Genomic DNA, 13385 nt, shown 5'->3' with positions numbered 1-13385 from the left:
AGGGAGACCGGGCCCTTTCCGGTGCCGTGGGCGTTACGCCTTGCGCAGGCGGAACGTCAGGGTCAGGGCCTCGTCCGTGAACGGGGCGCCGTAGCCGTCGTCCGCCTCGCCCCGGGCGAAGTCGGTGGCGAGGACCTCGTCGGCGATCAGGGCCGAGTGGCCGGTCAGCGCGTCGACGACTTCCGGGTCGGTCGCGGTCCAGCGGAGCGCGATGCGGTCGGCGACGTCGAGACCGCTGTTCTTGCGGGCCTCCTGGATCAGGCGGATCGCGTCCCGGGCCAGGCCGGCACGGCGCAGCTCCTCGGTGATCTCCAGGTCGAGGGCGACCGTCGCGCCCGAGTCGGACGCCACCGACCAGCCCTCGCGGGGCGTCTCCGTGATGATCACCTCGTCCGGGGCGAGGATGACCGTCTCGCCGTCGACCTCCACCGACGCCGTGCCCTCGCGCAGGGCGAGGGAGAGCGCGGCCGCGTCGGCGTTCGCCACGGCCTTGGCCACGTCCTGGACGCGCTTGCCGAACCGCTTGCCCAGGGCGCGGAAGTTGGCCTTGGCGGTGGTGTCGACGAGGCTGCCGCCGACCTCGGCGAGCGACGCGAGGGACTCGACGTTCAGTTCCTCCGTGATCTGCGCGTGCAGCTCGGGGGAGAGGGCGTCGAAGCCCGTGGCCGCGACGAGCGCCCGGCGCAGCGGCTGGCGGGTCTTCACACCCGACTCGGCGCGCGTGGCGCGGCCCAGCTCGACCAGGCGGCGCACCAGGGCCATCTGCCGCGACAGCTCCGGGTCGATCGCGGAGAGGTCCGCCTCCGGCCAGGACGCCAGGTGCACCGACTCGGGGGCGTCGGGGGCGACCGGCACGACCAGGTCCTGCCAGACCCGCTCGGTGATGAACGGGGTCAGCGGGGCCATCAGCTTCGTGACCGTCTCGACGACCTCGTGCAGGGTGCGCAGCGCGGCCTTGTCGCCCTGCCAGAAGCGGCGGCGGGAGCGGCGTACGTACCAGTTGGACAGGTCGTCGACGAACGCCGAGAGGAGCTTGCCGGCGCGCTGGGTGTCGTAGGCCTCCAGGGACCGGGTCACCTGGTCGGTGAGCGCGTGGAGTTCGGACAGCAGCCAGCGGTCGAGGACGGTGCGCTCGGCGGGGGCCGGGTCGGCCCCGGACGGGGCCCAGCCGGAGGTGCGGGCGTACAGGGCCTGGAAGGCGACCGTGTTCCAGTAGGTGAGGAGGGTCTTGCGCACCACCTCCTGGATGGTGCCGTGGCCGACGCGGCGGGCCGCCCAGGGGGAGCCGCCGGCCGCCATGAACCAGCGCACCGCGTCGGCGCCGTGCTGGTCCATGAGCGGGATCGGCTGGAGGATGTTGCCCAGGTGCTTGGACATCTTGCGGCCGTCCTCGGCGAGGATGTGGCCGAGGCAGACGACGTTCTCGTAGGAGGACTTGTCGAAGACCAGGGTGCCGACCGCCATCAGCGTGTAGAACCAGCCGCGGGTCTGGTCGATGGCCTCGCTGATGAACTGCGCGGGGTAGCGGGACTCGAAGAGTTCCTTGTTCTTGTAGGGGTAGCCCCACTGCGCGAACGGCATCGAGCCCGAGTCGTACCAGGCGTCGATGACCTCGGGCACGCGGGTGGCGAGCCGCCCGCAGCCCTCGTGCGGGCAGTCGAAGGTGACCGCGTCGATGTAGGGGCGGTGCGGGTCCAGTTCGGACTGGTCGGTGCCGGTCAGCTCGGTCAGCTGCGCGCGCGAGCCGACGCAGGTGAGGTGACCCTCCTCGCAGCGCCAGATCGGCAGCGGGGTGCCCCAGTAGCGGCTGCGGGAGAGCGCCCAGTCGATGTTGTTGTCCAGCCAGTCGCCGAAGCGGCCGTGCTTGACCGTGTCCGGGAACCAGTTGGTCTTCTCGTTCTCCGCCAGGAGACGGTCCTTGACGGCCGTGGTGCGGATGTACCAGGACGGCTGCGCGTAGTAGAGCAGCGCGGTGTGGCAGCGCCAGCAGTGCGGGTAGCTGTGCTCGTACGGCAGGTGCTTGAAGAGGAGACCGCGCTGCTGGAGGTCCTCGGTGAGCTGTTCGTCCGCCTTCTTGAAGAAGACGCCGCCGACCAGGGGGACGTCCTCCTCGAAGGTGCCGTCCGGGCGGACGGGGTTGACGACGGGCAGGCCGTAGGAGCGGCAGACCTTGAGGTCGTCCTCGCCGAAGGCGGGGGACTGGTGGACCAGACCCGTGCCGTCCTCGGTCGTGACGTACTCGGCGTTGACCACGTACTGCGCGGGCTCGGGGAACTCCACCAGCTCGAACGGGCGCTGGTAGGTCCAGCGCTCCATCTCGGCGCCGGTGAAGGTCTGTCCGGTGCTCTCCCAGCCCTCGCCGAGGGCCTTGGCGAGCAGCGGCTCGGCCACGACGAGCTTCTCCCGGCCGTCGGTGGCGACGACGTAGGTGACCTCGGGGTGCGCGGCGACCGCGGTGTTGGAGACCAGTGTCCAGGGGGTGGTCGTCCAGATCAGCAGCGCGGCCTCACCGGCGAGCGGACCGGAGGTGAGCGGGAAGCGGACGTAGACGGACGGGTCGACGATCGTCTCGTAGCCCTGCGCCAGCTCGTGGTCCGACAGGCCCGTCTCGTCGCGCGGGCACCAGGGGGCCACGCGGTAGTCCTGCACCAGCAGGCCCTTGTCGAAGATCTCCTTCAGCGACCACCACACGGACTCGATGTACTCGGGGTCCATGGTCCGGTAGGCGTCGTCCAGGTCGACCCAGTAGCCCATGCGGTGGGTCAGCTCGGTGAACGCGTCGGTGTGCCGGGTGACGGACGCGCGGCACTTGTCGTTGAACTCCGCGATGCCGTAAGCCTCGATGTCCTGCTTGCCGGTGAAGCCGAGCTCCTTCTCCACCGCCAGCTCCACCGGGAGGCCGTGGCAGTCCCAGCCGGCCTTGCGGCCCACGTGGTAGCCGCGCATGGTGCGGAAGCGGGGGAAGACGTCCTTGAAGACGCGGGCCTCGATGTGGTGGGCCCCCGGCATGCCGTTGGCGGTGGGCGGCCCCTCGTAGAACACCCATTCGGGGCGGCCCTCGGACTGCTCCAGGGACTTGGCGAAGATCTTCTGCTCGCGCCAGAAATCGAGCACGGCGTGCTCGAGGGCGGGCAGGTCGACCTGGGCGGGTACCTGGCGGTACTGCGGCTGCGTGTTCAACGAGCTTCCTCCGGCGGATGTGCTGCCTTCCGTCGGAGGGACGAGAGCCATGTCCACGCCGTGTGCGGCGCGCTCCCGCGGTACCACCCTCCTTGGCCCTCCGGTGCGCCGTACGCTCCGGTGAGCCCTCTCATTGGGGCGCGATGCCGGTTCTACCGGCCCGGGACGGCGGTGTGCGGTGCGCCCGCTGTCCGAGGCTTTCTTCCGGCGGCTCCGGGGTGATCTTCACGTCGCGCTCGCCCCCGGGCTTCCACCGTCCCCGGGTCGCTCTGGGCTGCGTACGCCGCTACTCGTCCCCATCCACGCTTCTCGCTCCGCCCAGTGTACGGCGCCGCGCGGACGGCGTCCGACCGGTTTTCCGGCCCCGCGGGCGGCGGGCCGGAGGCGGTCCTGGATGACCCGAACGGCGAGGTGCGCGGCTCCCGGCTGCCGGACCGCCGACCGGCCGGAATACCTGGCGGGGAGCTGGGCACAACGGTTGCAGGCTTGCCGTGCGACGTGCGCGGGGCGGGCGGATCGGACGACGGGCCCCGTTGCCGCGGGGCTCAAGTCGATTTATCGTCCCAGCACGATTCGCGTGCAAGATCACCAGATGTGTAAGGGGCCGCGGCCATGGTGGCGAAGAAGACCGCCGTACAGCAGTCGGCGTCCGGCAGCTCCACCGGTGCCTCCGGCGGTACGGCCGAGGACGTCGGTGCGAGGAAGAGCACGCGGGGCGGTGGCGCGGCGGGGGCCGCGAAGCCGGCGGGACGGGCCGTGACGCCGGCGACGGCGAGGACGGCGGCCGGGAAGAGGGCCGGCACCTCGCGGGCCCCCGGGACCTCGCGGACGGCCGCGGCGGCCGACGGGGCGGGCGTCCCGGAGGGGACGACCGTCGCGGGGAGCGCGGCCGCCGAGGAGGCGCCGGCCGGAAGGACAGCCGCCGGGAAGGAACCCGGGGGGAGGAAGGCCGCTTCGAAGAGGGCGGCCGCGGGCAGGAAGACCGCCGGGGCCCGGAAGGGCGAGGTCGGTGAGGCGGACGCCGGTACGGAGGGGGCCGGTGGCGGGGGCGGTGCGGCCGGTGCGGGAACCGCCCGCGGGAGCACCCCGGGAAAGAGCAGGGCCAAGAAGGTGGGCGCGGCCTCGGCCGCGGAGCAGACGGGAGCCACGACGGTGGTTGCGAAGAAGACGGAAACGGCCCCGGCGGCGCAGACCGCTGTTCCGAAGGCGCGGTTCGCCGCGGCGGAGCCCGGCGAACTGGCGGTGCGCCCCGGCGAGGACCCCTGGACCCCCGAGGAGGCCGCGGAGGCCCGCGCCGAACTGGACTCCGAGAAGGACCGCCTCCGTGCCGAGCTGGCCTCGTCCGAGGCGGCCCTGGTCGGACTGATGCGGGACTCGGGGGACGGCGCCGGCGACGACCAGGCGGACACCGGGACGAAGAACATCACGCGCGAGCACGAGCTGGCGCTGGCCGCCAACGCGCGCGAGATGCTCGTCCAGACCGAGCACGCCCTGGAGCGGCTGGACGCGGGCACCTACGGCCTGTGCGAGAACTGCGGCAATCCCATCGGCAAGGCCCGCATGCAGGCCTTCCCGCGGGCCACGCTGTGCGTGGAGTGCAAGCAGAAGCAGGAGCGGCGGTACTGATCACCCGGCCGCCGGCGGGCGTGCCGTACCCTCGTCCTCAGTCAGGTACCTAGGTCGAGGGACTCACGTGGCAGAGGCGGAGCGCATCATCGGTACGCCGGACACTCCGGAGGCGGCGGGAGCCGGGCCGGAGCCGTCCGGCGACGACGCCGGGCAGCCGGCGTCGGGCGGGTCCCCCGGTGTGGACGGGGCCGCGGCGCCCGCCGCCGGGCAGGGCCCCCGCGGCAGGCGCCGGGTCGCCGTGCTGTTCACGGTCGCCGCGTTCGCCTACGCCGTCGACCTGGTCAGCAAGATGATCGTGGTCGCGAAGCTGGAGCACCACCAGCCGATCGAGATCGTCGGGGACTGGCTGCGGTTCGAGGCGATCCGCAACGCGGGCGCCGCCTTCGGCTTCGGCGAGGCCTTCACCGTGATCTTCACGGTGATCGCGGCGGCGGTGATCGTGGTCATCGCCCGGCTCGCCCGCAAGCTCCACAGCCTGCCCTGGGCGATCGCGCTCGGCCTGCTGCTCGGCGGTGCGCTCGGCAACCTCACCGACCGGATCTTCCGGGCGCCGGGCGTCTTCGAGGGCGCGGTGGTCGACTTCATCGCGCCGAAGCACTTCGCCGTCTTCAACCTGGCCGACTCGGCGATCGTGTGCGGCGGCATCCTGATCGTCCTGCTGTCCTTCAAGGGCCTCGACCCGGACGGTACCGTCCACAAGGACTGAGCGCGGGTTCGGGGGTGCCGGGCCCGTCCGGCATACTCGACGGGTGAGCACGATTCCCGAGATCCGCACCCTGCCCGTGCCCGACGGCCTGGAGGGCGAGCGTGTCGACGCCGCCATCTCCCGCATGTTCGGCTTCTCCCGTACCAAGGCCGCCGAACTCGCGGCCACGGGGAAGGTCACGGTCGACGGATCGGTGGTCGGCAAGTCCGAGCGGGTGCACGGCGGGGCCTGGCTCGAGGTCGAGATGCCGCAGGCGCCCGCGCCGGTGCAGGTGGTCGCCGAGCCCGTCGAGGGCATGGAGATCGTCCACGACGACGACGACGTGGTCGTGATCGTCAAGCCGGTCGGGGTGGCCGCCCACCCGTCGCCCGGCTGGAGCGGCCCCACCGTCATCGGCGGGCTCGCCGCCGCCGGATACCGCATCTCCACCTCCGGTGCCGCCGAGCGCCAGGGCATCGTGCACCGCCTCGACGTGGGCACCTCCGGCCTGATGGTGGTGGCCAAGTCGGAGCGCGCGTACACCTCGCTGAAGCGCCAGTTCAAGGAGCGCACGGTCGACAAGCGCTACCACGCGCTCGTCCAGGGCCACCCGGACCCCACCAGCGGCACCATCGACGCGCCCATCGGCCGGCACCCCCAGCACGACTACAAGTGGGCGGTCACCGCCGAGGGCAAGCCCTCCGTCACGCACTACGACCTGATCGAGGCATTCCGCGCCGCCTCCCTGCTGGACGTCAAGCTGGAGACCGGCCGCACGCACCAGATCCGCGTCCACATGGCCGCCCACCGCCATCCATGCGTCGGTGACCTGACCTACGGCGCCGACCCGACGCTCGCCAAGCGGCTGAAGCTGACCCGGCAGTGGCTGCACGCGGTCCGGCTGGGCTTCGAGCACCCCGGGGACGGCCGGTGGGCCGAGTTCGCCTGCGTGTACCCGGACGACCTCCAGCAGGCCCTCGACCAGGTCCGCGAGGAGACCTACGGATGAGCGCCCCGCAGGCGTACGTGATCCGCCTCGCCGAGGACCTGGCCGACCGCGAGGCCTGTTTCGCGGTCCGCAAGGAGGTCTTCGTCGGCGAGCAGGGCGTCCCCGAGGACATCGAGTACGACGTCCACGACGCCGGCGCGGTGCACGTGCTGGCGGTCCGGGAGGACGGCGAACCGCTCGGGACCGGGCGGCTGCTGTACGGCGCGCAGGCCGCGGCGAAGACCGGCGGGGACCCGTCGGTCGGGTCGCTGGGGCGGCTCGCCGTCACCGGGCGGGCGCGCGGGCTCGGGGTGGGGGCCGCCCTGGTGCGCGCCATCGAGGACGTGGCACGCGCGCGGGGACTCACGGCCGTGGACCTGCACGCGCAGACCCACGCCCTCGGGTTCTACGAACGGCTGGGGTACCGGGCGTACGGTCCCGAGTTCGAGGATGCGGGGATCCCGCACCGGGCGATGCGGCGGGCGCTCCAGCGGTAGCCCGGGGCGGCGCGGGTGCCGAAAGGGCTGGTGACGGGGGCGGCGTGGCAGGCTTGAGACCTGCCGTGTGACGTCTCAGCCCCCGGAGCACCGACCGTGGATCAGTTGGCCCTGTTGTTCGTCCTGCTGCTCGGGGCCGTGGTGAGCGTCCCGCTGGGAGACCGGTGGGGCCTGCCGGCGCCGGTCCTGATGACCCTGCTCGGGATCGCGCTCGCGGTCGCCGACTTCGTGCCCGACGTGAACGTCCCGCCGGACCTGATCCTCCCGCTGCTGCTGCCGCCCCTGCTCTACGCGGCCGTACGGCGCACCTCCTGGCGGCAGTTCACCGCCAACAAGCGGCCGATCTTCCTGCTCGCCGTGGCGCTGGTGTTCGTCACGATGCTGTGCGTGGCCGCCGTCGCCCACGCGATCGTCCCCGGCCTGCCGATCGCCGCGGCCGTGGCCCTCGGGGCGCTCGTCGCACCGCCGGACCCGGTGGCCGCCACCGCGGTGGCGGGGCAGCTCGGGCTGCCCCGCCGGCTGGTGTCCATCCTGGAGGGCGAGGGGCTCTTCAACGACGTCACCGCCATCGTGCTCTACCACGTGGCCATCGCCGCCGCCGTCAGCGGGACCTTCTCGCCCTGGAAGGCCGGTCTCGACTTCGTGCTGTCCGCCGTCGTCGCGGTCGCGGTCGGGCTGGCGCTCGGCTGGGGGGCGAACCGGCTCATGGACCTGCTCGGGGACGCGACCCTGCAGATCGGTCTCACGCTGCTGGTGCCGTACGCCTCCTACGTGCTCGCGGAGGAGTTCCACGGGTCCGGGGTGCTCGCCGTGCTCACCACCGCGCTGTTCCTCGCCGAGTACGCCACCGATCCCGACGACGTGCTGACGCGTCTGGCCGGGCACACCTTCTGGGACATCGTCGACACCCTGGTGACCGGGGTGGCGTTCGGACTGGTCGGCCTGGAGCTGCACATGGCGATCCGGACGGCGTCCGGACGGTGGGGGGAGATGCTGGGGTGGGCCGCGGCGGTGGCGGCCGTCGTGATCCTCGTCCGGCTGCTGTGGCTGCTGCCGGCGACCTGGCTCACCCAGCGGATGCACGCCAGGCGGGACCACGACGAGGACATCCCGACGACCTGGCGGGAGACCGTCGTGATGTGGTGGTCGGGGATGCGCGGGGTCGCCTCGGTGGCGCTGGCGCTCGCGATCCCGCTGAAGACCGACGAGGGGGCCCCCTTCCCGGACCGGGACGAGATCGTGTTCATCGCCTTCGGCGTCATCATGGTGACGCTCGTCCTCCAGGGGCTGACCCTGCCGTGGCTGGTCAGGAGGCTCGGGGTGCAGGCCGACACCGGCCGGGAGAAGGAGTTCGAGAAGGAACTGGCCGTACGGGCGGCCAAGGCGGCGAAGCGCCGGCTGCGGGAGATCGAGGCCGAGGAGGACCTGCCGGAGGAACTCGCCGAGCAGATGGGCCGGCGCGCCCTCGACATCGGGCTGCGGATCAGCCCCGACCTCGGCGAGGACGAGCGGCGGGAGGCGCACGAGCACCGCGTGCGCCGGCTGAGCCGGGTGCGGCGCATCCAGGGCGAGATGCTGAGCGCGGCCCGGCACGAGGTGGTCGCGGCGCGCAGTGAGCCGGGGGCCGATCCCGAGATCGTGGACCGGGTGCTGCGCCACCTCGACGTACGCAGTCTGCGGTGACGCCCCGCCCGCGACCGTCGGGCGCGGGGACGCCGGCCGGGCGCACGGGGCGTCCCGGCCGGCGTCGGCGGTTCAGCGGTCCATCGGTTCAGTGGTTCGGCGGCTCGTGGTTCAGCGGTCGGCCCGCGGCGACTCGTGGGCCCGGCGCTGGGGCCCTATGGCGTGGGACACCCGCCCGTTGGAGCCGTTGGAGCCGGGAGAGCGCACGATCGCGTCGGCGGTGTTGACGCGGGGCAGCGCGTACGGGTGCTCCTCGGACAGCCAGCGGATCATCCGCTCGCGGACGGTCACGCGGACCGTCCAGATGTCGTCGGCGTCCTTGGCCGTCACCAGCGCCCTCACCTCGATGGTGTTGGGGGTGGTGTCCGTCACGGTCAGGTTGTGGGCGCGGCCGTCCCAGGCCGGGCACTCGCGCAGGATGTCGCGCAGCTTCTCCCGCATCGCGTCCAGCGGCGCCGAGTGGTCGAGGTGCCAGTAGACGATGCCGGTCATCTGCGGGGTGCCGCGCGACCAGTTCTCGAACGGCTTGGACGTGAAGTACGAGACGGGCATGGTGAGCCGGCGCTCGTCCCAGGTCCGCACGGTGAGGAAGGTCAGCGTGATCTCCTCGACCGTGCCCCATTCGCCGTCCACCACCACCGTGTCGCCCATCCGCACCATGTCGCCGAAGGCGATCTGGAAGCCGGCGAACATGTTGCTCAGCGTCGACTGGGCGGCGACACCGGCGACGATGCCGATGATGCCCGCGGAGGCCAGCAGCGAGGCGCCGGCCGCCCGGAACGCCGGGAACGTCAGCAGCATCGCCGCCACCGCGACCACCCCGACCACCGCGGAGACGACCCGCATGATCAGCGACACCTGGGTGCGCACCCGCCGCACCCGGGCCGCGTCGTGGTGCACGCGCGCGTAGCGGCTGTACGAGGTCTCGACGACCGCGGCGGCGATCCGGATCGCCAGCCACGCGGTCGACCCGATCAGCACCAGGGTGAGCGTCTGGCCGATGCCGACGCGGTGGCCCTCCAGCACCTCGGCCTTGTCGAACGATCCTCTCAGCAGGGCGGCGCACAGCACGAGCTGGTACGGGATGCGGCCACGGCGCAGCAGCCCCCACAGGGACGTCTCGGGATGCCGTCGGTCGGCCTTGGACAACAGTCGGTCGGTGGCCCAGCCGATGAACAACGTCAGCACGACCGAACCGCCGACCACGATCAGTGGGCGGAGCAGGTTCTCCATGCCTTCGAACGTAACCGTCCCGGCGGGGTCGTGAACATGCGGGTCCTGTGAAGAGACCCACGTGCGGTGCGACGGAGGCCGCCCCGCGGGGCGTTGTCGGTTCCGGCTGGCACCATGGCCCCATGAACATCATGCTCTTCCATTCGACCTATGGACCGCGCCCCGCGGTGCGCGCGGCGGCGGACCGGCTGCGCGCCGCCGGTCACGAGGTGTGGACCCCCGACCTCTTCGACGGGCGCACGTTCGACACGGTCGAGGAGGGCATGGCCCACAACGAGGGGATCGGCAAGGACGAGCTGCTGAGGAGAGCCGTCCTGGCCGCCGCGCCCTACTCGGAGCGGGGGCTGGTGTACGCCGGGTTCTCGCTGGGCGCGTCGGTCGCGCAGACCCTCGCCCTCGGTGACGACAGAGCGCGCGGTCTGCTGCTCCTGCACGGCACGTCCGACCTCGCGCCGAACGCCTCGGTGGACGGCCTGCCGGTGCAGCTGCACGTGGCCGAGCCGGACCCGTTCGAGACCGACGACTGGCTGAGCGCCTGGTACCTCCAGATGGGCAGGGCGGGCGCCGACGTGGAGATCCACCGGTACGCCGGGGCCGGTCACCTCTACACCGACCCCGACCTGCCCGACTACGACGCGGAGGCCGCCGAGGCCACCTGGCGGGTGGCGCTCGGCTTCCTCGAGAGCCTGTAGACGACGGCTACACGGGGTCGTACGTCCGCTCGACCCTCTGCGTGCCGGTGCGGGTGCGGTAGGAGCGGGACCAGGACGAGGTCGCGTCCGCCCTGGTGCGGCTGGACACCACGTAGTAGTCCATCTGCGCGCGGTCGGCGGTGATGTCCAGGACGCCGTAACCGTGCCGGTCGGTGTCCACCCAGTGGACGTGGCGGTTGGCGGCCCGGATGACCGGCGCGGCGACGGCGGAGACCGTGCCCTCGGGGACCTTCACCAGGTCGTCGAGGTTGTCGGAGGTCACCGAGGTGACCACGAACTCCGTGGCGGCCGAGGCGGACAGCGGGTAGGTCCCGGCGTCCACGGGCACGTCGTTGGCCCACGCCATGTGGATGTCGCCGGTGAGGAAGACGGTGTTGCGGATGGCGTTCGCGCGCAGGTGGGCGAGGAGCTCACGGCGGTCGTCCGTGTAGCCGTCCCACTGGTCGGTGTTGAGGGCGAAGCCCTCCTGCGGCAGGCCGAGCAGCTTGGCGAGCGGCTTGAGCAGGTCGGCGGAGAGGGAACCGACGGCGAACGGCGAGATCATCACCGAGTTGCCGACCAGCCGCCAGGTGGTGTCGGACGCCTTCAGGCCCGCCTTGAGCCAGTCGAGCTGGGCGCGGCCGGTGAGGGTGCGGTCCGGGTCGTCGACGCCGCCGTTGCCGACGGAGACCTGCTGGGAGCGGAAGGAGCGCAGGTCCAGCAGGGACAGGTCGGCGAGCTTGCCGAAGCGCAGCCGGCGGTAGGTGGTGCCCGCCAGCGCCGGGCGGACCGGCATCCACTCGAAGTAGGCCTGCTTGGCGGCCGCCTGACGGGCGGCCCAGTCGCCCTCGGCGCCCTCGGTGTGGTTCTCGGCGCCGCCCGACCAGGTGTCGTTGGCGATCTCGTGGTCGTCCCAGATCGCGATGACGGGCGCCTTGGTGTGCAGGGCCTGCAGATCGGGGTCGGTCTTGTACCTGCCGTGCCGGGTGCGGTAGTCGGCGAGGGTGAGGATCTCGTGCGTGGGCGCGTGCTGCCGTACGACGGTGTCGCGGGTGCCGTACTCGCCGGTGCCGTACTCGTAGATGTAGTCGCCGAGGTGGAGCCAGGCGTCGAGGTCGCCGCGGGCGGCGAGGTGGCGGTAGGAGGAGAAGTACCCGGCCTCCCAGTTGGCGCAGGACACCACGCCGAAGCGCAGGCCCGCCACGGACGCGTCCGCCGCCGGCGCGGTGCGGGTACGCGCCACCGGGGAGTCGGTCCCGCCGGCCGAGAAGCGGAACCAGTAGTCCGTGGCCGGGGCGAGGCCGCGGACGTCGGCCTTGACGGTGTGGTCGGAGGCGGCGGTCGCGGTGAGGGACCCCTTCGCCACGACGTTCGTCAGTGCCTTGTCCCGGGCGACGACCCACTCGACCTCGGTGTCCGGTCCGAGCCCGGAGCCGGGTACGGCCCCGGCGGTCGGCGTCACCCGGGTCCACAGCAGGACGCCGTCGGGCAGCGGGTCGCCGGAGGCGACACCGTGCAGGAAGGCGGGGGCCTCGTCGGCGGCCCGCGCGGGCAGCGCGGCGGCGAGCGGCCCCGCCAGCACGGCGGTGGCGGCGGCCGCCTTGACGACCGTCCGGCGGCGCGGGGTGTGCGTGTCGAGGCGGTCCGACGGGGCGTCGGCACTCTGTGTTGATCTGTATCGACTGGTCACGGGCGATCAGATTACTGACCAGTACGACGAAGAGCGGGCGAACTGGCGAAAGTTCGCCCGCTCTTCGGTTCCGCGACTCCCGGAGGGCCGTCAGGCCACGGCCGTTCAGGCCTTGAGGGCGGCTTCGAGCGCGGTGGTGAAGTCGGCGACCGTCATCGGGGCGTTCTGGCTGCCGGGCGCGGTCAGCGCCTTCCCGTCCATCCGCAGGGTCGGGGTGCCCGACACACCGCTCTCGTCGAACGTCTTGGACATCTCCAGCGCCCACCTGTCGTAGGTGCCGTCCTTCACGGCCTTCTGGAACGCGGCGTTGCCCTTGAGCGCGGAGACCGTGTCGGCCGCCTTGATCAGGTAGCTGTCGTCCTTGAACTTGTCGTCGGACTCCTCGGGGTGCCACTTCGCCGAGTACAGCGCCGTCTTGTACTCCAGGAACGCCTCCGGGCCGACGTCGAGCGCGGCGCCCAGGGCGCTCAGCGCGTTCTTGGAGCCCTCGCCGGTCAGGCTGTTGTCGAGGAAGGTGGCGCCGACGAACTGGAGCTTGAACTTGCCGGCGTCGTAGTCCGACTTCACGGTGGCGCCCACGGTCTGCTCGAACTGGGCGCAGACGGGGCAGCGCGGGTCCTCGTACATCACGAGGGTCTTCTTGGCGGTGCTCTTGCCCATCACGACGGTCGTGCCGTTCTCACCGGTGGTGTTGGCCGGCTTGACCAGCGGCTTGTCCTTGGCCTCCTCCCAGTACGTGGGCTTGTTGTTCTGGACGACCGCGTAACCTATGCCGCCGGCCACCGCCAGCACTCCGACGACCGAGCAGGCCACGACGACCTGCCGCTTGACCTTGGCCCGCTTGGCCTGGCGCTCGCGCTCGAGACGCAGTCGCTCGCGGGCCGCCGTCTTCGCCGCCGCACTGTTGCGCTTGCTCATGGTGGTGTTCTCCAGGTGGGACGCGCACGGGGGTGGTGCGCGGGATACGTGTGGGGACTGTCGTGCTCGGGGGCCGCGCGGGGCGACCGGGCCGGTGGACGGCCCGATGACCGGACCTGCCGGACAGGAACTGCCGGACCGGACCTGCCGGACCGGATCCGCCGGACCGGTACCGGTGGTCGGACCCGGT

Annotated in this window: 11 protein-coding genes; 6 read left to right on the top strand and 5 right to left on the bottom strand. The window is 72.2% G+C overall.

Annotated elements, in window-relative coordinates:
* Nucleotides 1-33: 33 nt before the first annotated feature.
* A complete protein-coding gene (ileS, locus tag ACZ5FU_RS24180) occupies nt 34-3231 on the bottom strand; it encodes an isoleucine--tRNA ligase (RefSeq protein WP_469046570.1) in 3198 nt (1065 codons plus the stop codon).
* A 494-nt stretch (nt 3232-3725) separates the two neighbouring features.
* Nucleotides 3726-4328, bottom strand: coding sequence for a hypothetical protein (locus ACZ5FU_RS24175; RefSeq protein ID WP_451530069.1), 603 nt, complete (start codon nt 4326-4328; stop codon nt 3726-3728).
* 4 nt (nt 4329-4332) lie between these two features.
* Between ACZ5FU_RS24175 and ACZ5FU_RS24170 the strand changes: the two genes are divergently transcribed.
* The 5 genes from ACZ5FU_RS24170 (at nt 4333) to ACZ5FU_RS24150 (ending at nt 8662) form a co-directional block, all read left to right on the top strand.
* Nucleotides 4333-4806: a TraR/DksA family transcriptional regulator gene (locus ACZ5FU_RS24170; protein WP_451530068.1), complete on the top strand. Its 474-nt coding sequence runs from the start codon at nt 4333-4335 to the stop codon at nt 4804-4806.
* Nucleotides 4807-4873: 67 nt separating this feature from the next.
* The gene (gene lspA / locus ACZ5FU_RS24165; RefSeq protein ID WP_468646462.1) at nt 4874-5515 is read left to right on the top strand and encodes a signal peptidase II; all 642 of its coding nucleotides are present in this window, start codon (nt 4874-4876) and stop codon (nt 5513-5515) included.
* Between the two features lie 43 nt (nt 5516-5558).
* On the top strand, nt 5559-6503 hold the full coding sequence (locus tag ACZ5FU_RS24160; protein WP_451530066.1) for an RluA family pseudouridine synthase: 945 nt from the start codon (nt 5559-5561) through the stop codon (nt 6501-6503).
* Entirely contained in the window at nt 6500-6979 is a 480-nt protein-coding gene (locus ACZ5FU_RS24155) for a GNAT family N-acetyltransferase (protein WP_468837261.1), read from the top strand. The genes ACZ5FU_RS24160 and ACZ5FU_RS24155 overlap by 4 nt, the downstream gene beginning before the upstream one ends.
* A 96-nt stretch (nt 6980-7075) precedes the next feature.
* Nucleotides 7076-8662 (top strand): Na+/H+ antiporter, encoded by a 1587-nt coding sequence (locus ACZ5FU_RS24150; RefSeq protein ID WP_468837264.1) that lies wholly within the window; start codon nt 7076-7078, stop codon nt 8660-8662.
* 111 nt (nt 8663-8773) lie between these two features.
* Here ACZ5FU_RS24150 and ACZ5FU_RS24145 read toward each other — a convergent pair whose 3' ends face one another.
* On the bottom strand, nt 8774-9895 hold the full coding sequence (locus ACZ5FU_RS24145; RefSeq protein WP_451530063.1) for a mechanosensitive ion channel family protein: 1122 nt from the start codon (nt 9893-9895) through the stop codon (nt 8774-8776).
* 122 nt (nt 9896-10017) lie between these two features.
* Between ACZ5FU_RS24145 and ACZ5FU_RS24140 the strand changes: the two genes are divergently transcribed.
* Nucleotides 10018-10587 (top strand): dienelactone hydrolase family protein, encoded by a 570-nt coding sequence (locus ACZ5FU_RS24140; protein ID WP_451777233.1) that lies wholly within the window; start codon nt 10018-10020, stop codon nt 10585-10587.
* A 7-nt stretch (nt 10588-10594) separates the two neighbouring features.
* On the opposite strand, the gene ACZ5FU_RS24135 is transcribed toward ACZ5FU_RS24140, so the two are convergent.
* Both ACZ5FU_RS24135 and ACZ5FU_RS24130 read right to left on the bottom strand, forming a co-directional pair.
* A complete protein-coding gene (locus ACZ5FU_RS24135; RefSeq protein WP_468837268.1) occupies nt 10595-12277 on the bottom strand; it encodes an alkaline phosphatase D family protein in 1683 nt (560 codons plus the stop codon).
* A 105-nt stretch (nt 12278-12382) separates the two neighbouring features.
* Nucleotides 12383-13195, bottom strand: a complete 813-nt coding sequence (locus ACZ5FU_RS24130; RefSeq protein WP_451530060.1) for a thioredoxin domain-containing protein — start codon at nt 13193-13195, stop codon at nt 12383-12385.
* Between the last annotated feature and the right edge of the window lie 190 nt (nt 13196-13385).

The sequence above is a fragment of the Streptomyces sp. NPDC031554 genome (assembly GCF_055580685.1).
The sequence above is the reverse complement of the archived record's forward strand: the minus strand, read 5'-3'. Positions and strand labels throughout refer to the sequence as shown.

Coding starts and splice junctions, on each gene's coding strand:
- ACZ5FU_RS24140 (WP_451777233.1), top strand. CDS start 10,018: ATGAACATCATGCTCTTCCATTCGACCTATGGACCGCGCCCCGCGGTG.
- ACZ5FU_RS24145 (WP_451530063.1), bottom strand. CDS start 9,895: ATGGAGAACCTGCTCCGCCCACTGATCGTGGTCGGCGGTTCGGTCGTG.
- ACZ5FU_RS24130 (WP_451530060.1), bottom strand. CDS start 13,195: ATGAGCAAGCGCAACAGTGCGGCGGCGAAGACGGCGGCCCGCGAGCGA.
- ileS (WP_469046570.1), bottom strand. CDS start 3,231: ATGGCTCTCGTCCCTCCGACGGAAGGCAGCACATCCGCCGGAGGAAGC.
- ACZ5FU_RS24155 (WP_468837261.1), top strand. CDS start 6,500: ATGAGCGCCCCGCAGGCGTACGTGATCCGCCTCGCCGAGGACCTGGCC.